This is a genomic window from Methylomonas sp. BG-2 (assembly GCF_057766305.1).
This window is the reverse complement of the sequence record NZ_JBYMAP010000011.1, coordinates 1-20153: the sequence shown is the minus strand read 5'-3', so window position 1 is coordinate 20153 and position 20153 is coordinate 1. Positions and strand designations below refer to the sequence as shown.

Sequence of the window (20153 nt, the reverse complement as noted above, 5' to 3'; positions counted from 1 at the left end):
GCTTTCGTTGTTTAGGCCCGCATGATAGATACCTTGTATATCGAAGCCGCCGTCACCGGGCATTCGCGCACGGCGGCGATACGCGCCCGCTTTCCGCGAGCGCGCGTGGTCGAGTGCGCGCGCTATGGTGAAGTCTTCAATCCCAGGGCGCAGAATTTTCGCCTGCAAAAGCAAAGGCCGGCGCTGATTCTAGCCGAGAAATACCGGAACTTCGCGCTGCCGGCGCCGGCCGGTTACGGTATCGGCGGCACGCGCAATTTCTATTTCTCGCATATGCTGAATTGCCTGTACGACTGCCGCTACTGCTTTTTGCAAGGCATGTACCAGTCGGCCAATTACGTGCTATTCGTCAATTTCGAGGATTTTCAGCGCGAAATTCAGCAAATTTGCGCCGAAACGCCCGACGAAGCCGTCTATTTTTTCTCGGGCTACGATTGCGACAGTCTGGCCCTGGAGCCCGTCACCGGTTTTGCCGAGCAATTCCTGCCGTTTTTCGAGACGCTGCCCAATGCCTGGCTGGAATTGCGTACCAAGAGCACTCAAATTCGCAGCCTGCTGACGCGCCAACCGTGGCCGCGTTGCGTCGTCGCATTCAGCTTGTCGCCGGACGCGGTGGCCGAACAGGTCGAAGCCAAGGCGCCCGGCCTTGCCAAACGCTTGGAGGCAGCGGCCAAATTGCAACAACAGGGCTGGCCGATCGGGCTGCGTTTCGATCCGCTGATTTACCAACACGATTACCGAGAGCAATATCGAACTCTGTTCCAGCAAGTTTTCGCGGCGCTGGATGCCGAAATCTTGCACTCGGTCAGCCTCGGCGCCTTCCGCCTGCCCGAGGCGTATTTCAAGAAGATGCATAAGCTCTATCCGGACGAGCGCCTGTTTGCCAGTCCGTTGCAAACCTCGGCCGGCCTGGTGTCTTATCGCGCCGATCTGGAACAAGCGATGCTCGCCGACTGTAGCGAGATGTTACTGCGCTATGTGGACGCAGCCCGGTTTTTCCGATGCGTGCCATGAGCCGCGCCATCCTGGTCACCGGCGCGAGCTCGGGCATCGGCCGTGCAATCGCCCGGCGTCTGTTACAACAAGGCCATCGCGTAATCGGCACGTCCCGCGATAGCCGCCGTTTCGAGCGGACCGATCCGCGCTTTTATCCGATGGCGCTGGATTTGGCGGATTTATCCGCCATCGCGCCGTTCGCGAAACGGTTGCAACAGGATTTTCCGGATCTCGACGGCGCGGTGTTTGCAGCCGGTTACGGCCGGTTCGGCGCGCTCGAGCAGTTTTCGCCGGCACAGATCGAGCAACTGATGTCCGTCAACTTCACCGCCCAAGCCTGTTTGACGCGGGCACTGCTGCCCCAGCTTAAGCACCAAGCTCACGCCAATCTGCTCTACATCGGCTCGGAAGCCGCGCTGAAAGGCAGCCGTAACGGCAGCATCTATTGCGCCAGCAAGTTTGCATTACGCGGTTTTAGTCAGGCGTTACGCGAAGAATGCGGCAAGAGCGGCGTTCGGGTATCCTTGATCAACCCCGGCATGGTCGATACCGCGTTTTTCGACCACTTGCACTTCGCGCCGGGCAAGCAAGCGGGGCAAGCCTTGAGCGCCGCCGACGTCGCCGACGCGGCACTCTATATCTTGCAAGCCGGCCCGCATCTGGTGATCGACGAAATCAACCTTGGCCCGGCCAGCAAGGTCGTCGACTTTAAGAAACCACCCCATCAGCCTTAAGCCATGTTCTCCAAACTAATCGTTTACGCCGCGTATTTCCTGAAGTCGGCCGATGGCTACCGGCGCAGCAAACGATTTTTTTATCAATTGTTGGAAGAGTCGCATAGCCCGAGTAAACGACGCTTCGACAGCATCATGATCGGCTTGATTGTGTTGAGCGTGATTTTTTTGCTGTACCGGATCGAACATCAAGCCAGCACGATGGGCGGCTATTTCGAGCAGGCAATCCTGGCGGTCTTCATCGCCGAGTATTTATTGCGCGGTTGGATTTATTCGGATTCCTACAAAATCATCATCGAAGAATACGAAAAAGCCCTGTACTTGAATTTGCCGTTCAATTTGCCGGCGGCCGGCAAGCGCATCCTCGCGAAGGAACTGGAATACATGAGTTCGGCGTTCGCGGTGATCGATATTTTGGCAATTTTGCCCAGCTATCGACCGTTGGACATCTTGCGCATTTTTATCGTATTCCGCTTGTTCAAGCTGTTCCGCTACTCGGATAGCGCCAAATTATTTGCCAACGTGCTGGCCAGCCGGCGCTACGAACTGACCACCTTGCTGATTTTCAGCGGTTTCTTGCTGTTCATCGCCAGCGTGGCGATTTATATGTTCGAATACCAGTTGGCGGGCGGCAGCATCAAAACCATGTTCGACGCCTTCTATTGGGCCGTCGTGACTTTGGCGACGGTCGGTTACGGCGACATCACCCCGCAAACCACCGGCGGACGTTGGGTCGCGGTATTTCTGATTCTGACCAGCATCGGCGTGTTGTCGTTTTTTACGTCGATTCTGATCGCCGCCTTCGCCGAAAAAATGCTGTCGCTACGCGAAAGCCGCGCCTATGCCGAACTGGACCGCTACAAAAGCTTCATCATCATTTGCGGCTTTGGCCGAGTCGGCCAGGAAATTGCCCGCCATCTGCATCGGGAGCAGCAGGCATTTATTATTATCGACCGCAAGGAAACCAACGTCGTCCAGGCCAAGAATCTGGGGTATCTGGCGGTGCAAAACGATGCCAGCAAAAACGAAGTATTACTGAACGCCGGCATCAATCGCGGCGCCACTGCGATTTTATGCATCACCGGCGACGATGTCGTCAACGTTTACATCACGCTGACCGGCCGGCATTTGAATAAAAACGTGCGCATCATTTCCCGTGCCAATCGCCACGAAAACGTCAACAAACTCTACCAGGCCGGCGCCGACAACGTGATTCGGCCGTTCGAGGTCGCCGGGTTGCTGGCGGCCGAGTTTGTCGGCCAACCGGTGGCCTTCGAGGCGATTTCCGGGATTCTGCAAAACCAGACCGAGATTACGATGGAAACCGTTTTAGTCACCGAAAACTCGCCTCTCGACAACCGTTGCATCGGCCAGTTGGAATTGCGGCAAAACAAGCTGACGCTGCTGGGCGTGATCAGCGACAATCCCATCCATTTCAAGCATAAGAACAAATACCAGGTGAAACAGCAACATTTTTACTTCAATCCCGAAGAAAAATTCATCCTGCGCCACGGCGATTTGCTAGTGTTGCTGGGGCGGAAATACGGGATCGATCATTTTCGCGATCAGGTCGAGCAGCGCCGCTTGTGGCACAGGACCTTACCATGAAAAAAGTCGCCGTTTTCGGTTACAACCGTCTTTCGTTCGAGGCCATCAGCCGCCTGGATCGCGAGCATCACGACATCCTGGTCATCGACCATCGGCCGCTGCATACCGCGATGGCGGCCGAAAACGGCTTCGAATCGGCCACGATCGATTTTCGCAGCGACGAGGAATTGAAATCGATCGGGATAGGCCGGGATATCGACATCCTGTTTTGTTTTTTCGACGATGATTCCGAAAACGTGTTTCTGACCTTGTCGGCTCGGGCGATGGACAAGAAACTGATCATCATCGCCATCGTCGACAGCCCGGAATCGGCCGAAAAACTGTTGGCGGCCGGCGCCAACAAAATCATCGATCCCTACGAAATTTGCGGACGCAAGATTCACGACATGCTGAAACGGCCGGACATTACCGATATTTTCGACCACACCGTATTCGGCCGCCACGATTTGCGGATGGCGGAAATCGCGATTCCTCAGTCCAGCTATTTGCGAGGCCGCACCGTCGAGCAACTGGAGCTGGGGACGCAGTACAATCTAATCCTGATCGGCATCGTCGACCAACAGTCCGGCGACCAGTTGCAGTTTGTCAGCGAACAAACCGAACGCCGCTTGAACGCCGGCGACATTCTGGTGATTCTGGGGCCGACTCGGGAAATTCGAGCGTTTAAAAAAGATGTCGAAGACGAGTTTTGCAGTATATAGCGGAATGCTGGCCGATTTAGGCCATCGCCGCATGAAGTTGTTAACATATTACTCACGTCAGCGCGGTTCGAAAGCGCCAGCTCCGAACCGATTTTTCACACTCCAGATGAATCTCCCTCAGTCGTCATGATCAGTTCGCTAATTCATTATTTCAGTCCGCGCGCGCGGTTCCTTATCGGTTTTGTCGTCTGCGCCGGTTTGCTGGCCGTTGGCGCCTATTTGCAATTCGTCGAAGAATTGGAGCCTTGTCCGCTGTGTATTTCACAGCGACTGGCGATACTGGCCACCGGCCTGATTTTTCTGGCGGCCGGCCTGCACAATCGCGGCAGCAAGATTTACGCGATTTTAGCCGCCGCCGCCGCATTGGTCGGCGCGAGCGTTTCCGCGCGTCATGTCTGGTTGCAGCATTTGCCGCCGGAAGAGGTGCCTGAATGCAGTCCCGGCCTGGAATACGTCTTTCAGAATTTTCCGTTGGCCGACACCGTCAAATTGATGTTGAGCGGCACCGGCGAATGCGCCAAGATCGATTGGACTCTGCTGGGCTTGAGCATACCGGCTTGGACCTTGTTCGCCTTCCTGTTGCTGGCGACCTGGGCCGGGCTGCTATGGCGCGATTCGGCGCCGCGTATTAGCGAATAAGCATTGTCGAATACCGGACAAATTTTCCTTTTTAAACCTGTGTTATTTCCCGCAGATTTGTAACAAGTTATGCACAAAAACGGGGCAAACCTCCGGAGCCTCCCCGCCCGGATAGAAAACGGCAGACCTTGCCGACAACCGGCCTCAACCTATTGATAATCAAAGAAAAAATACATTGGCGCAAATTTACGCAATTTAACAAATCTGTAATTAAATCCGACACTAAGCGGTCGGTATTCGCCTCCATCCACAGAGTTATCCACAGGTTTTGTGGGTAACTTAAATTCCCTAGCCGACATAATCACTTAGCGATGCAACATCGAAAACAACTCATCAAAAATGGCTAAATGCGATGCCGCCGACAGTTTGATTTTAAAAATTGCGGTGCCGGTCCCGTTGGACAGATTGTTCGATTACCAACCTTCCGAATCCGGCAATCCGGCGGCGTTTCAGCGGGGCGCGAGGGTTTTGGTGCCGTTCGGCAAACGTCAATGCGTTGGCGTCGTCATGGGTACCGCCAACGGTTCGACGCTGGCTGGCGGTGCAATCAAGCCGGTTACCGCGTTGTTGGATGACGAACCCTTGTTGTCGGCGGTTGACTTACAGCTATTGGAGTGGGCGGCCCGCTACTACCACCATCCGATCGGCGAAGTGGTGGCAACGGCATTTCCGACCGCGCTGCGCCAAGGCTTGCCCGCGACATTGCGGAGCGAGCTTTATTTCGCGCCGACCGCGGCGGGTCGCGCGCCCGAGGTCGATTTGGGACGCGCCTCTCGGCAACAAGCCCTGCTGCGGCTAATGCTAAGCCGCGAGCCGGCTTGGTCGGCGGCCGAGTTGGCCGGACACAAGCCGGCCCTGCGAGCATTGATCGACAAAGGTTTGGTCGAGCCGCAAACGCCAAATCAACCCGATCGCCCGGTCGTACTCGGTTCCGCGCTGACCGCCAATCCGGACCAACAAGCCGCCATCGAAGCGGTGAGCGCCGATCTGGGCCGGTTTGCGGTGCATTTGCTGGAAGGCGTGACCGGCAGCGGCAAGACTGAAGTCTACATGCAAATCATTGCCCGAACCCTGGCTTTGGGCCGGCAAGTCTTGGTGTTGCTGCCTGAAATCAATCTGACGCCGCAATTGGAACAGCGATTTCGGCAACGCTTCGGAGTAGGGATCGAAACCTTTCATTCGAACCTGACCGACCGGCAGCGCCAGCATGCCTGGCTGAGCATGCGGGCCGGCGCGGCGCGGATTCTGCTCGGCACTCGATCGGCGTTGTTTACACCGCTTCGGGAACCCGGACTGATCGTGTTGGACGAGGAACACGACGGTTCCTTCAAACAACAGGACGGGTTTCGATTTTCGGCGCGCGATGTCGCGATTGCCAGAGCCAAGCTGCTGCATATTCCGGTGGTGATGGGTTCGGCGACGCCGTCGCTGGAGAGTCTGGCCAACGTGGCCCAGGGTCGCTACCGCCTGTCGCACTTACCGCTCCGGGCCGGCAACGCCAAACCGCCGACATTTCAGGTGTTGGACATTCGCGGCAAAAAGTTGCAAGCCGGTCTGTCGGAGCCGTTGATAACGGCGATTGGCGCCGAACTGGCGGAGGGCCGGCAAGTCCTGCTGTTTTTGAACCGACGCGGCTATGCCCCGGTGCAAATCTGTCACGATTGCGGCTGGGTTTCGCGCTGTCACCGTTGCGACGCCAATCTAGTCATCCACGCCGGCATATCCAAATTACGTTGTCACCATTGCGGTTACGAGCAAAACCTGTTGCGGCAATGTCCGGCCTGCGGCGTCGGCGAGTTGCAGGCGCTCGGCCTGGGCACCGAACGCATCGAAGAAACCCTGACCGAGTTGTTCGCGGGCCGGCGCATCGTCCGCTTGGACCGCGACACCACGCAGCGCAAGGGCGCGCTGGAAAGCTACTTGCAGCAAATTCACCGTGGCGACGCCGATATTGTGCTCGGCACCCAAATGCTGGCCAAGGGCCACCATTTTCCGAACGTGACCCTGGTGGCGATCCTGGACATCGACAGCGGCCTGTTCAGCATCGATTTTCGCGGCGGCGAGAAATTGGCGCAATTGATCGTGCAAGTCGCCGGTCGGGCCGGCCGGGCCGAGTTGCCTGGCCGGGTCATCCTGCAAACCCGCCATCCGCAACACGCGCTGCTGCATAGCCTGCTCAGCCGCGGCTATCGGGCCTTCGCCGAATCCGCGCTGGACGAACGCCGCGCCGCCGGCCTGCCGCCATTCGGCTATCAAGCCCTGTTGCGCGCGCAAGCCGGCAACGCCGGCGCACCGCAACAGTTTTTGCGGGCGGCCATTCAATGTTTGGCTGAATTTACCCCGCTCGACGCGCAAATTCTCGGCCCGGTGAGCGCGCCGATGGTCAGACGCGCCGGGCTATATCGATATCAAGTATTGCTGCAAAGCAATAAGCGCCCGGCCTTGCAGCGACTGCTGGATTTTCTGGTCCCCCGCCTCGCGGAATTGCGCGAGGCCAGGGCGGTGCGCTGGTCGCTGGATGTCGATCCGCTGGATTTGTATTGATCATTCGCTATAGACTCGTTGCGATAGCCCAACAAAAAGCCGCCGGTAACTGAAGGGTTTTGTGGGATAATTCGCCGCTTTTTCGCGGCCCGAGGTCGCGGCAAAAACAGGGATATTCGGCTCGCCGAACGGCCCACCCGGAAGATTGCATTCGCTGGCGGAGGGATGAATGTCCTACGCCGCTCTGAAACGCAATCACATAACTAAAATAACGAAAGGGGTACTTTTCAATGTGTTGGAGCGGAGAAGCGTCGGGCGTACTAGCCGCCGCCGGTTTGACCACCGCCGTTTACGTGGCGTACAAGGGCGAATCCAAGGAACTTTGGATTCCGCTGACTTATTTCGCATTGATGGAGTTGTTGCAGGCGGCGACCTATGTCTACATCAATTTATGCGACAACCCGAATAATCAGATACTGACGCTGCTCGGCTACGTGCATATCGCCTTTCAGCCGTTTTTCGTGAATATGGTGGCGATGTATTTCATTCCGGAAAGCGTCAAACTCAAGATCAGGACTACCGTCTATACGCTGTGCGCGATCAGCTCGCTGGCGATGTTGATTAAAATGTATCCCTTCGCTTGGGCCGGCAACTGTGTGGAGGGCGTCGAAGGCTTCTGCGGCGCGCAAACCTGTTCGGTGTCCGGCGCTTGGCATATCGCCTGGAAAATGCCGTTGAACGGCTTGATGTCCAATCCGGTCGAGTGGCTGTTCGGCTTCAACTGGGGCCTGCATGCGTTTTCCTATATTTTGGCGGCCTTTTATCTGCCCATCATTTACGGTTCCTGGCGCTTCGTCGGTTTCCATTATTTGATCGGACCTTGGATTTCGGACGTCACCACCGACGATCCGAACGAATATTGCGCGGTCTGGTGTTTGTTTTCGATTGCGCTGTGCGTGTCGGTGATCAAAACCCCGATCCGCAAATACTTGCACGTCAAGAAATGGCCGTTTTACCACCGCGAAGTGGGCGATAGCCTCTAGCCGTAAACGCCTGGGTACCGAGGACAACCCTCGCCGATAAGCTTTGCCGGCGCACTGCCGGCAAAGCCTTCGTCCACCCCCTCGGTTTCGGGCAAACCTTTTCCGTTCGCCACGAGGATGCGATGACGATCAATAAACCCGCGATCCTGGAAGCCTTCCACTTCCGCCATGCCTGCAAGGAATTCGATGCCGAACGCAAAATCGCCGGCGAAGACTTCGACTTCATACTGGAAACCGCCAGACTGTCGCCCTGTTCGTTCGGCCTGGAACCTTGGAAATTTCTGGTGATCCAGACCCCGGAATTGCGCGAGAAACTGCGTCCGTATATTTGGGGCGGTCAAAAACAACTGCCGACCGCCAGCCACCTGATCTTGACGCTGCTTCGCAAAAGCCGCGACATGCGCTACGACAGCGACTACGTGCAAGGTTTCATGCGCGAGGTTCAGCATTACCCGGAAGACGCCGCCCAGGCCCGCACCCAAGTGCTGGAAAAGTTTCAAAAGCGCGACTTCGCGCTGCTGGAATCGGAACGCGCCATCAACGACTGGGCCGGCAAGCAGACCTATATTCCGCTGGCCAACATGATGACGGCGGCGGCCCTGATCGGGATAGACTCCTGTCCGATCGAAGGTTTCGAGCGCAACGGCCTGGAACAGGCTCTGGCCGCCGAGATCGGCATCGACCTCGAGCAATGGTCGGTCGCTTATCTGGTGGCCTTCGGTTACCGGAAAAACCCGCCGGCTCGCCCCAAAACCCGCCAGCCGGCCGCCGCGATCATCGAATGGCGATAGGCGCCGCGATCCTCATGCCCCGGATGGTTCCAGCCTGGCGTGTTTGTCGATCAGGTAAATCCAGCCTTGTTGTTCGGTGACCTTGATCGCCGTCAAGCTCTGGTCCAGACAAATTTCGCTCAGCGAGCGCCCGCTGACCGGATCGTAACAAATGCCGTGCATCGAGCATTGCAGGTACCGGCCGGACGGATCGAACACGCCGTCGCGTTCGCAATCCAGCGTCCTCGGCATATGCGCGCAATGGTTCAAATAGCCGAACACCGAGCCGTTAAAACGCACTACCAAGGCCTGTTCGGACTCTCCCCGGTATTGCACAGAAAAGCACCACTTGCCCAGTTCGGCTAACTGATCGCTCCGGCAAATCGGAACTGGAGGGCTCTTGCTCATCAAAGTGACTCCGTTGGAATAGGCAGACTGATAACCGGGGATTGATGATACGCCACGCCGGCTTTGCGCGCGATGGATTTACGCGGTGCGAGCCTCCAAGCGGTTGGTTAAATCAAAACGCCTGCCGCGCGACGCTGCGGTACGGCGCTTCGCTTAAGGTATGATGCTGCCGATCTGGCCGTCTATCTCTATCAGCCGTCGTTACCAGACCCGACACGCTATCCTTAATCCAATCCGACTCCACTGCACCGCTATTTGATTCGTGTCTCCCAGCCAATTTCAACAACAACTGTTCGCATGGTTCGACCTGCACGGCCGCAAGGATTTGCCTTGGCAACAAGACATTAGTCCCTATCGGGTTTGGGTGTCGGAAATCATGTTGCAGCAAACTCAAGTAGCCAGCGTGATTGGCTACTTCCAGCGTTTTATCGACCGATTTCCAACCGTGTACAGCCTGGCCGACGCGGAGCTCGACGACGTATTGCAACATTGGGCCGGGCTGGGCTATTACGCCCGCGCCCGCAATCTGCACCGGACCGCGCGCCTGGTCGCGGCCGACGGTGGCGAGTTTCCGCAAACCGTCGAAGCGCTGAGCGCCTTGCCCGGCATCGGCCGTTCGACCGCGGGGGCGATACTCAGCATTGCCGGCGGGCAAAGCCAACCGATATTGGACGGCAACGTCAAACGGGTATTGGCGCGCTTTCACGCGATCCATGGCTGGCCGGGCGAAACCAGGGTCGCGGCCCGGCTCTGGCAACTCGCGGAGGCATACACCCCGAATCACCGGCCCGGCGACTATACCCAGGCGATGATGGACTTAGGCGCCACGCTGTGTACCCGCGCCAAGCCGTTGTGCGAGATTTGCCCGGTCCAGACCGGGTGCCAGGCCAAACACCAAGGGCTGGTTCGGCAATTGCCGGAAGCCAAGCCGCGCAAAGCCTTGCCGGTCAAGCAATGCCAACTGCTGCTGCTGACGGCGCCAGACGGCGCGATCTTGCTGGAGAAGCGTCCGCCCACCGGTATCTGGGGCGGCTTGTGGAGTTTGCCGGAGTTTCCGGATCGGCCGAGCGCCGAAACCTGGTGCCGCGAGCGCGGCTATCGCGTGGCGGCGCTCGCGCCGTTGGCGCAACGCCGCCATACCTTCTCGCACTATCATCTGGACTACACGCCGCTGTTGGCAAGCTTGGCGGATGTCACCGCGCTGGCCGAACCGGCAAACCATGCCTGGCTGACCCCGGAAGCGAGTGCCGGCTTGGGTTTGCCGACGCCGATCAAACGGCTGTTGGCGCAATTGCCCGAACCGAGCAACGCGGCGATGCCGCCCGGTTCGCCGAACACTTGAGCGGCCTGATTGCGTTGCCTGCCGCCGGCGCAATCAGGCGGGCGCCGTCCGCCGATTCCACAAGCGCAACCATTGCGCATAGCCGCGCGCCAAGCACTGTTTCAGATCGTCCAGATAGCAATAGGCCACCGGAATCACCAACAAGCTGAGCAGCGTCGAGGTCACCAGACCGCCGATCACCGCGATCGCCATCGGGCTGCGGAACGAGGTATCGGCACTACCCAGGCCGAGCGCGTTCGGCAGCATGCCGGCGCCCATCGCAATCGTGGTCATCACGATCGGCCGGGCCCGTTTATGGCAGGCGTCCAGCAGCGCGTCGTGGCGGCTCAAGCCGTGATCGCGGCGGGCGACGATCGCGTATTCGACCAACAAAATCGAGTTTTTGGTCGCGATGCCCATCAGCATCACCAAGCCGATCAACGACGGCATCGAAAAGGCCTTGCCGGCGATCAGCAAGGCGACGAAGCCGCCGCCGAACGACAGCGGCAGCGCGGTCAATATCGTCACCGGCTGGATGAAATCCTTGAACAACAGGATCAGCACCACGAAAATGCACAGCACGCCGGTCAGCATGGCCGAGCCGAAACTGCCGAACAACTCTTCCATCATCTCGGCGTCGCCGATGCTGAGCAGGCGCACGCCGGCCGGCAGATGGCGGATGCTGGGCAGGTTGTGCACCGCGTTGGCCACGTCGCCGAGCGGCTGGCCGTTCAATTCGATTTCGAAATTGATGTTGCGGGCGCGGTCGTAGCGGTCGATCAAGGCCGGACCGCTGGACAGCTCCAGCTTGGCGACCTGGCCGACCAGGACCGAACCGACGTTGGGCTTGTTGGACGGCACCGTCAAACGTTCCAGCACCGCCAGATCCTGACGGCCGGCGCTCGCCAATTTGACGACGATCGGCACTTGGCGCTGACTTAGATTCAATTTGGGCAGCGACCAGTCGTAATCGCCAAGAGTGGCGATGCGCAGGGTTTCCGCCAGCGCGGCGGTGGTCACGCCCAGGTCGGCGGCGCGGGCGAAGTCGGGGCGCACCGCGATTTCCGGGCGGATCAAGGCCGCGCTGGAGGCAATGCTGCCGAGGCCAGGTATCGTGCGCAGATCGCGTTCCACGTCGCCGGCGGCTTTACTCAGCGCTTGCGGATCGTCGCCGCTCAACACCAGCACGTATTTCTCGCCGGACGCGCCCAGGCCGACCTTGGTGCGGACGCCGGGCAAACTTTGCAAGGCGGTCCGAATGTCGTTTTCGATTGCCTGCTTGCGCACCGGCCGGTCGCGGCGGGCGGCCAGCGTAATCGTCAGCGTCGCCTTGCGGACTTCGCTGGTACCCATGCTCATCACCATCGGATCGCTGCCGGCGGCGCCGGCGCCTATCGTGGTGTAGATGCCTTTCACGTAAGGCAGCGCCGCGACCAATTGGCGGGCGCGTTCTGCCGAGGCGCGGGTTTGCGCCAGGGTCGCGCCGGGCGGTAATTCGACGAAGACCTGGGTTTGCGGATTGTCGTCAGCCGGGATGAAGCCGGTCGGCAGCAGCGGGATCAACATCAGCGAGCCGATGAAAAACGCCAGCGCGCCGGCCATCGTCACGATCCGGTGGCGCAAGCACCAGCCGGCCATCGCCATGTAGGTCCGCATCAGCCAGCCCTCCGGCGGCGTGCCGTGATCGCGGTCCTTAATCAAATAGGCGGACATCATCGGCGTCAGCATCCGGGCCACGATCAGCGAGGCGATAATCGCCAGCGCGGCGGTCCAGCCGAATTGCTTGAAGAAACGCCCCGGCACCCCGCTCATGAATGCGGTCGGCAAAAACACCGCTACCAGCGCCAGCGTGGTCGCGACCACCGCCAGGCCGATTTCGTCGGCCGCTTCCAGCGCGGCTTGATAAGGTGTCTTGCCCAGACGTTGGTGGCGAACGATGTTTTCGACTTCGACGATCGCGTCGTCGACCAGAATGCCGATCACCAGCGACAGCGCCAGCAACGTAATTACGTTCAACGAAAAGTCCAGCCAGTACATGCCCAGAAACGACGGGATCACCGACAACGGCAACGCGACCGCCGAGACGAAGGTGGCGCGCCAGTCCCGCAAAAACAGCCAGACCACGACGACCGCCAACAGCGCGCCCTCGTAAATCATCGTCATCGAGCCGTGAAATTCCTCGGCCACCGGTTCGACGAAATTGAAGGCCTCGGTAAACTCGACGTCCGGATAACTTTGTTTCAGCCCGGCCAAGGCTTGCTGCACGCCGGCGCCGACTTCCACTTCGCTGGCGCCCCGGCTGCGGGTGACCTCGAAGCCGACCACCGGCTTGCCGTCCAACAAGGCCAAAGCGCGCGGCTCGGCAACCGAGTCATTCAGATCGGCGACCTGATCCAGACGGATGCGCCGGCCGTCGGGCAAGGCCAGTTGCAGGGGCCGCAGCTCCTCGACCGACGCGACTTTCGCCAGGGTACGCAGGGGTTGTTCGCCGCTGCCCAGGTCGGTGCGGCCGCCGGCGCTTTCCTGCTGCACCTGACGCAATTGCCGGGAAATGTCGGCGGCGCTGACGCCCAAGGCTTGCAATTTGACCGGGTCCAGCGCGATCGCGATTTCCCGGCTGACGCCGCCGACCCGGGTGACCGCGCCGACGCCGCGCACCGCCAGCAAGCGCTTGGCAACGGTGTCCTCGACGAACCAGGACAGCGCTTCGTCGTCGCGCTTGTCCGAGGACACGGTCAGCGCCAAAATCGGCGCGCCGGCCAAATCCAGTTTGGTGACGACCGGTTCGCGCAAGTCGGCCGGCAAGTCGGCGCGCACCTTCGAAACCGCCGACCGCACGTCGTCCACCGCTTCCTGCACCGGCTTTTCCAGGCGGAATTCGGCGTTGATCACCACGTTGCCGTCGTAAATCTTGGTGTACAGATGTTTCAGTCCCTGCAAGGTGGCCAGCGAGTTTTCCAGCTTGCGAGCCACGTCGGTTTCCAATTGCGCCGGCGACGCACCGGGCAGATTCGCGGTCAGGGTCACGGTCGGCAAATCCAGATCGGGGAAATTCTGGATCTTCATGGCCTTGAAGCTTTGCAGGCCGCCAAAACCCAGCAGCACGAACAGCATCAGGGCCGGAATCGGATTACGGATGCACCAGGCGGAAACGTTCATCGCGGCACCACCCTTACCAGATCGCCGTCGGCCAGGAACGACACGCCGCCGGCCACCAGCTGGTCGCCGGCGGCGATGCCCGACAGTATTTCCAGGTCGTCGCCGCTACGCCGGCCGAGCTGGACCTTGATCTGAGCGACCTTGGCCAAATCGCCTTGCCGCTCGCCGAGTTTGAACACATAACTAAAACCCTCGCGCAGCGACACCGCGGTTTGCGGCACGATCAGCGCCGGGCTGGCGCCCAGATCGAAGTCGCCGCGGGCGAACATGCCGGCCCGCAGGCCTTGGCGCACCGCGTCGGGCAAATCGACGTAGACCAGGCCGTTGCGGCTTTGCGGGTCCAGGGTTGGCGCCAGTTGGCGGATTTTGCCGGGCGTCCGGCCGACGTTGGGCACTTCGACCGCCACGTCCAGCCCAGGCCGCAGTCGGGCGATCTCGGCGGCGGTGACCTCGGCCCGCCATTCCAGTCGGTTTTGCCGAATCAAACGAAACAATTCCTGGCCGGCCGACGCCACCGCTCCCAAGGTCGCGTTGCGCGCCGAAATCACCCCGTCGTCGCTGGCGACCACTTGAGTATGCTTGAGGCGCAGCAACTGCGCGTCCAGTTGGGCCTGGGCCGATTCGACCTTGGCCTGGGCGGTTTTTTCACCGGTCAGATACTGAGCGACTTGCTGGGCGCTGAGCGCCAACGACGAGGTGGAATGGCGGGTACGATCGGCATTCAGCCTGGCTTCTTCCAGGCTGGCCTTGGTCTCGGCCAAGACCGCCCTGGCCTGGGCGATGTCGGCTTGCACCGTTTCGGGATCGAGTAACGCCAAGATCTGGCCCTTGCGCACCGCGTCGCCGACTTGCACCCGGACTTCGGCCAGCCGCAAATCGCCGACTTCGGCGCCGATCACCGCCTCCTGCCAGGCGGCGATCGAGCCGTTGGCGCTCAAGCTCAGCGGAATGGCCCGGCTGGCCGGTTGCACCGCAGATACACTGAGAGCTGGATTGGCGGTAGGTTGCGGTTCGGTGGCCGGCGCGTCGCTACCGCAACCGGCAAAAAACATCCAAGCGGCCAGGAAAAGCGTGCCGCGATAGCAATAAGTCGTCATGTCCGTGATCATAATAAAGTGAAGGCGCGATGTGGGCGGAATACCCGATGCGCCTGAGTTGGTACCGTCGCCGATTCTTTCATAAATTACCGGAACGGTAAAACGCCGCCGCCGCGATCCAAGGTTAGGCTTGGGTAAGCTGGCATGGTTTCGAATTACCCTAACAACAATGTGATGGAAGCGGAACCGACGCTTTGGTATAAAGCTGGCCAGAATACTGACGGCTTCCGGCACGTTTCGGAGCAGCTGTGACCACTTAACCCGACCGAGGTTCACTATGACAAGATTGGTTCAATGCGTAAAACTGGGCGTGGAAGCGGAGGGCTTGGACGCGCCGCCGTTTCCCGGCCCCAAGGGCCAACGCATTTTCGAACAAGTTTCCAAGCAGGCCTGGAAAGACTGGCTGGCCATGCAGACCATGATCATCAACGAACAACGCTTGTCCAGTTTCGATCCCTACGCCAAAAAAGTCCTGGAAGTCGAGCGGGAAAAGTTTTTGTTTGCCGGCGGTTTTCAAGTGCCGAACGGCTACGTGCCGCGAAAAGATTAAGTTTGGCCCACCGGCTTCGGCCGTGGCTGGCAAATCCGCCGGCGCGGCCACTTCACTATCGCGAGGTGCAGCCGGTCATCCGCTTGGCGCTGAACCTTTAATGGCCGACCGAGTTGGAAAACAGACTCAGTGTCACGACACCGGCCACCACCAAGCCGATACCGGCCAGTGCCGGTCCGTCCAGTTTCTGGCCGAATAGGGCAATGTCGATCAAGCCGATGCCGACGATGCCAAGCCCGGCCCAAACCGCATAACCTATGCTGATTGGAATCGTGCGTAGCGCCACCGAAAAGCAATAAAACGACAGCCCGTAGCCGATCACAATCGCCAACGACGGCCACGGCCTTGAAAAACCGTCGCTGAACTTGAGTAGCGAACTGGCCGCGACTTCGGTGAGTATGGATAGAGCTAAATAAAGCCAATGGCTCATATTGGAAAAGTCCTGAATGACGATGAAAGTTGCTGAATTATCCAAGACCAGTCGGATGGCGACCACTCCTCATCGAGACTAAAACCCCGCCCACGCCGCTGTACTTCATGTTCCGGGGGGAAGCAGCTTCGATCGGTAGATCGGATGCAGGGCGGATTGCTCCGACATCCAGTCTGGCGCGGTGATATTGGCGTTTGGCTGATTTCCGGTGTCGGCGCAAATACCAACGCGGATTCGGACAAATGGCGCTGCGGGAAGTTTGCCACATTGGCAAATCCCGGATTTCGACTACCTTTTGGAGGCTTGCGTCGCGTTTCGTCCGCCCGGTCCCCGGTTCGCACCCATTTAACTGAAATGACATCAAACAGCTTGTTCGTTCCGCTTCCGTTACTCAAGGTACCATGATCGCCGATCCGGGAAGCTATCAGTTATTGCAACGAGTCTGGACCATCGTGTGGGAAGCCGATCCGCGGACCGGCTTGTGCCGTTACGTCGCCGCTCAGGCCGAGCAACTGGGCTACCCCACCGAACATTGGCGACGCATTCCGTATTTCTGGCAAACCGTGGTCGTCCCCGAAGATCGGCATTTTTTGACTCAGCCCTTGCCGAGCGGGACCGAAACCGGCATCGAGTGTCGAGTGATTCGCGCCGATGGCGTGGTGATGCCCGCGCAATTGCAACTGACCGCCGCCGCGGCCGAGGCTGACCGGCCAGCGGCTTTGCACGGCAGTTTTCTGATTTGCGCCGCCGAACGCGAGGCGGCCGCGACGCTGGCGGCAAGTCGCGACGACTTGACCGGCCTGCCCAATCGCAATCTGATGCTGGACCGCATCGGCCAAGCCATCGCGCTGGCCGGGCGTAGCGAGCAATGGCTGGCCGTGCTGTCGATAGACTTCGATCGCTTCAAATTGATCAACGACAGTCTGGGCCACGAAATTGGCGACAAATTATTAGTGGCGGCATCGGTGCGGCTGGACAGCGGTATTCGCGAAGCCGATACCGTGGCCAGATTGGGCGGCGACGAATTCGTGATTCTCGCCACCGGGATTGGCAAGTTCGAAGACATTCATTGCGTCGCCCAGAAAATACTCGATTTGTTGGCGGCGCCGTTTTACATCGACGGCCACACTCTGTTTTTGACGGTCAGCATCGGCGTTTGCGCCTTTCCCAAGGACGGCGCCGACGCGGTGCTGTTGTTGAAACGCGCCGACACCGCGATGTATCGCGCCAAGGAACAGGGCAAGAATCGTTACCTGTATTTTTCCGACGAAATGAATGCCGCCAACGCCCATCGGCTGCATTTGGAAAACGAATTGCGCTTGGCCTTGGAGCGGAGGCAACTGGCCCTGCACTATCAACCGCAGATTGATTTGGATAGTGGCCGCATCATCGGCGTCGAAGCCCTGGCGCGTTGGCACCATCCGACGCTGGGTTGGATCTCGCCGGCCGAATTCATCAAGATCGCCGAGGAGACCGCGCTGATCGTGCCGCTGGGCCGATGGGTCCTGGAAACCGGCTGCCGGCAGGTCGGCGCCTGGCGCGCGGCCGGCCTGCCGGCGCTGAGGATGGCCATCAATTTGTCTCCGGTGCAGTTCACCGAGCACTGCATGGCCGATTGCATCGAAGCGGTGTTGCGGGAAACCGGCCTGGACCCCAGATTGTTGGAACTGGAGTTAACCGAAAGCCTGCTGATGCGCAACGTCGAGGAATCGCTCGCCACGTTGCGGGCCTTGCGGGCGATGGGCATCTGTCTGGCCGTCGACGATTTCGGCACGGGCTATTCGTCGCTGAGTTATCTGAGCCGTTTTCCGGTGACGACGGTCAAGATCGACCAATCCTTTACGCGCGAGCTGACCAGCGATCCCAATGTGGCCGCGCTGGTCCGCTCCATCATCAGCATGGCGCACGAATTGCGGTTGCGGGTCATTGCCGAAGGCGTCGAAACCGAAGGCCAGTTGAATTTTTTGACGAATCACCGCTGCAACGAAGTGCAGGGTTATTTTCTGGGCAAGCCGCTACCGGCCGAGGACTTCATCGACTTCTACCATCGTTTCGACCGGTCGGTCGCCCGGCGAGGCGGCGACAGCGAGGAGCGCCGGCTGTTGGTGGTCGACGACGAAGCCAAGGTGGTCGAAGCGTTGGTGCGTCAACTCGACGGCGACGGCTATCGGATTTTGACCGCGACCGGCGGCGCCGAGGCGCTGGAGATACTGGCCAGGCAACGGGTCGGCGTGATCGTGTCCGGCCAGCGCATGCCGGGCATGAGCGGCGTTGAGTTTTTTGGCAAGGTCAAGGATCTCTACCCGGCCACGGCCCGCATCATTCTGTCCGGGTTCAACGACCTTCAGACCGTGACCGACGCCATCAACCAGGGCGCCATCTATAAATTTTTGAACAAGCCCTGGCGCGAGGAACATCTGCGCGAGGCGGTGCGCGAAGCCTTCGAGCGCTACGAATTGACGCTGGAGAACGCCGCGCTGGGCCGGGCCTTGGAACAAGCCAACGCCGAGTTGTCCGCGATCAATCAGGATTTGGAGCGGCGCATCTCCGAAAAAACCCGGGAAATCGGTCGCGGCATCAACATACTGCAAGTCTCCAGGGAGGTTCTGGAGCATTTGCCGACCGCGGTGATCGGCATCGACGACGACGGTTTGATCGTGATGGCCAACCGCCAAGCCAACCGCTTGTTGGGCAATGAAAACGGCCTGCCGCTGCTGAGCTGCGCAGCCGGCCAACGATTGCCCGCCGAGGTGCTGGCGGTGCTGGCCGATCCCGACGGTCGCGAACGGCGGATTTCGCTGAATGGCGGGCTATCGGCATGGGCGTTGTGCCGAACCATGGGAGCCGACAGCGTTTCGCGCGGACGTATCCTGATGCTTTGGCCGGAATCCGGCCAGGAAAACCCGCGACAATGAGCGAAAAATCCCAATACAGCGGCAATCTCGACCAGGTTCTCGATAGCATTCGGCAACTGCCGTCGTTGCCCGGATTGGTCGTTGAATTGCTAGAAAACTTCGGCGACGACAATGTCAATATCGCCACGCTGGCCAATAAAATCGCCCGCGATCAAGCGTTGGTGGCCCGCTTGATGCGGGTCGCCAACTCCCCGTTTTACGGGGTATCCGGGCAGATCGGCTCGATCAGTGAAGCCATCGCGATGCTGGGATTAAACAACGTGCGCGGTTTGGTATTGACCGCCGGCCTGATCAACGTCTTCGCCGGCATGGAAAAATATTTCGACTGGCGGGCATTCTGGCGACACAACGTTGCCGCCGCGGTGTGTGCAAAGCTGTTAGCGGGCGGCACCGGCCTGAACCCGGAAGCCGCGTTTACCGCCGGCCTGCTGCACGACATTGGCAAATTGGTGATGTGGAGCTGCTTTCCGCACGACGTTGCCCGATTGGGCGAACTCAGCGAAGAAAGCGGTTTGTCGCCGCTGCAACTGGAGCGGGAAACTTTCGGCTTCGACCATACCCTGCTGGGCAGCGAAGTCGCCAAACGTTGGAATTTTCCGGTGGATATTCAGCACGCGATCGCGCTGCACCACACTCATTACCTGCCCGGCGGCGGCAAGACGATGGCCGACGTCATCTATACCGCCAACCTGCTGGCCGAAACGCTGCAAGACGGCGATGTCTGCGAGGCGCGCCAGCTGCAAGTCAACGGCGTGGCCTGGTCGCGTCTGAAATTGGACGGCGAGCAGCTTGCCAAACTCACCGGTCTGGCGCGCCGCCAGTTCCAAGGCACGGTGCCGCTACTGAGCGATTGAGGAACGCCAAAGCCGAGCTTGGCGCAAAAAAATACCCTCGGCCCGGTCAGAAGCGGAGGGTTTGGGTCCCACGGGAGAGGACAGGAGGAACAGCCAGGAGTTACGATTTAGATTTAGCAATTCCGGTGCCAAACTTCGCGCACCCGATTTTAGCGGCCTCCGCGCCGATCCACCCGGCACCGTCCGCCGAAAACTCGCACCAAAATCAATCGCGCACCGGCTTTTTGCACCGCAATGAGCGTGGCTGCCAAACCCGCCGTCAGCGATCCTCGCGCCGCCGACCCTTTGATACTTACGGTCTTGAAAGGATTTTCGCCCCGAAGCATGAAAATAATGGGGATAGGAGCGGCTTTAGCCGCAATCGATGGCGTTCCGATACCGGCCTATCCGCAATTGGCCCAATGATTTTCAGAGTAAAAAGAGCTGTTGACGTGTATTGCGGGC

Annotated in this window: 16 protein-coding genes; 12 read left to right on the top strand and 4 right to left on the bottom strand. The window is 59.5% G+C overall.

Going from position 1 to position 20153, the window contains the following annotated elements; genetic code table 11:
* Positions 1–21 precede the first annotated feature (21 nt).
* The 8 genes from AC3B8H_RS02105 to AC3B8H_RS02070 all read left to right on the top strand — a co-directional run bounded on the left by AC3B8H_RS02105 (position 22) and on the right by AC3B8H_RS02070 (position 8996).
* Positions 22–1014, top strand: a complete 993-nt coding sequence (locus AC3B8H_RS02105; RefSeq protein ID WP_488439962.1) for an SPL family radical SAM protein — start codon at positions 22–24, stop codon at positions 1012–1014.
* Positions 1002–1730, top strand: coding sequence for an SDR family oxidoreductase (locus tag AC3B8H_RS02100; protein WP_488439961.1), 729 nt, complete (start codon positions 1002–1004; stop codon positions 1728–1730). Before AC3B8H_RS02105 ends, AC3B8H_RS02100 begins: the two co-directional genes overlap by 13 nt.
* Positions 1731–1733: 3 nt before the next feature.
* Entirely contained in the window at positions 1734–3338 is a 1605-nt protein-coding gene (locus AC3B8H_RS02095; protein WP_488439960.1) for an NAD-binding protein, read from the top strand.
* Positions 3335–4039, top strand: coding sequence for a potassium channel family protein (locus tag AC3B8H_RS02090; protein WP_488439959.1), 705 nt, complete (start codon positions 3335–3337; stop codon positions 4037–4039). The genes AC3B8H_RS02095 and AC3B8H_RS02090 overlap by 4 nt, the downstream gene beginning before the upstream one ends.
* A 126-nt stretch (positions 4040–4165) precedes the next feature.
* Positions 4166–4678: a disulfide bond formation protein B gene (locus AC3B8H_RS02085; RefSeq protein WP_488439958.1), complete on the top strand. Its 513-nt coding sequence runs from the start codon at positions 4166–4168 to the stop codon at positions 4676–4678.
* 339 nt (positions 4679–5017) lie between these two features.
* Complete coding sequence (locus tag AC3B8H_RS02080) at positions 5018–7222, top strand: primosomal protein N' (RefSeq protein WP_488439957.1); 2205 nt, start codon at positions 5018–5020, stop codon at positions 7220–7222.
* A gap of 230 nt (positions 7223–7452) precedes the next feature.
* Positions 7453–8205, top strand: a complete 753-nt coding sequence (locus AC3B8H_RS02075) for a DUF5765 domain-containing protein (protein ID WP_064026909.1) — start codon at positions 7453–7455, stop codon at positions 8203–8205.
* Positions 8206–8327: 122 nt separating this feature from the next.
* Positions 8328–8996, top strand: a complete 669-nt coding sequence (locus tag AC3B8H_RS02070) for an NAD(P)H-dependent oxidoreductase (protein WP_488439956.1) — start codon at positions 8328–8330, stop codon at positions 8994–8996.
* 12 nt (positions 8997–9008) lie between these two features.
* Here the strand turns inward: AC3B8H_RS02070 and AC3B8H_RS02065 are convergent, their stop codons facing one another.
* Positions 9009–9383: a Rieske (2Fe-2S) protein gene (locus tag AC3B8H_RS02065; protein ID WP_488439955.1), complete on the bottom strand. Its 375-nt coding sequence runs from the start codon at positions 9381–9383 to the stop codon at positions 9009–9011.
* A 262-nt stretch (positions 9384–9645) separates the two neighbouring features.
* Between AC3B8H_RS02065 and mutY the strand changes: the two genes are divergently transcribed.
* A complete protein-coding gene (gene mutY, locus AC3B8H_RS02060; protein WP_488439954.1) occupies positions 9646–10725 on the top strand; it encodes an A/G-specific adenine glycosylase in 1080 nt (359 codons plus the stop codon).
* A gap of 33 nt (positions 10726–10758) precedes the next feature.
* On the opposite strand, the gene AC3B8H_RS02055 is transcribed toward mutY, so the two are convergent.
* Positions 10759–13863, bottom strand: a complete 3105-nt coding sequence (locus tag AC3B8H_RS02055; RefSeq protein WP_488439953.1) for an efflux RND transporter permease subunit — start codon at positions 13861–13863, stop codon at positions 10759–10761.
* Positions 13860–14960, bottom strand: coding sequence for an efflux RND transporter periplasmic adaptor subunit (locus AC3B8H_RS02050; RefSeq protein WP_488439952.1), 1101 nt, complete (start codon positions 14958–14960; stop codon positions 13860–13862). The genes AC3B8H_RS02055 and AC3B8H_RS02050 overlap by 4 nt, the downstream gene beginning before the upstream one ends.
* A gap of 277 nt (positions 14961–15237) precedes the next feature.
* Here AC3B8H_RS02050 and AC3B8H_RS02045 point away from each other — a divergent pair, with 277 nt between their 5' ends.
* A complete protein-coding gene (locus AC3B8H_RS02045; RefSeq protein ID WP_488439951.1) occupies positions 15238–15510 on the top strand; it encodes an oxidative damage protection protein in 273 nt (90 codons plus the stop codon).
* A 97-nt stretch (positions 15511–15607) separates the two neighbouring features.
* On the opposite strand, the gene AC3B8H_RS02040 is transcribed toward AC3B8H_RS02045, so the two are convergent.
* The gene (locus tag AC3B8H_RS02040) at positions 15608–15940 is read right to left on the bottom strand and encodes a DMT family transporter (RefSeq protein WP_488439975.1); all 333 of its coding nucleotides are present in this window, start codon (positions 15938–15940) and stop codon (positions 15608–15610) included.
* A 401-nt stretch (positions 15941–16341) separates the two neighbouring features.
* On the opposite strand from AC3B8H_RS02040, the gene AC3B8H_RS02035 reads away from it, so the two are divergent.
* Positions 16342–18855, top strand: coding sequence for an EAL domain-containing protein (locus AC3B8H_RS02035; RefSeq protein WP_488439950.1), 2514 nt, complete (start codon positions 16342–16344; stop codon positions 18853–18855).
* Positions 18852–19709, top strand: a complete 858-nt coding sequence (locus tag AC3B8H_RS02030; RefSeq protein WP_488439949.1) for an HDOD domain-containing protein — start codon at positions 18852–18854, stop codon at positions 19707–19709. Before AC3B8H_RS02035 ends, AC3B8H_RS02030 begins: the two co-directional genes overlap by 4 nt.
* Positions 19710–20153 lie beyond the last annotated feature (444 nt).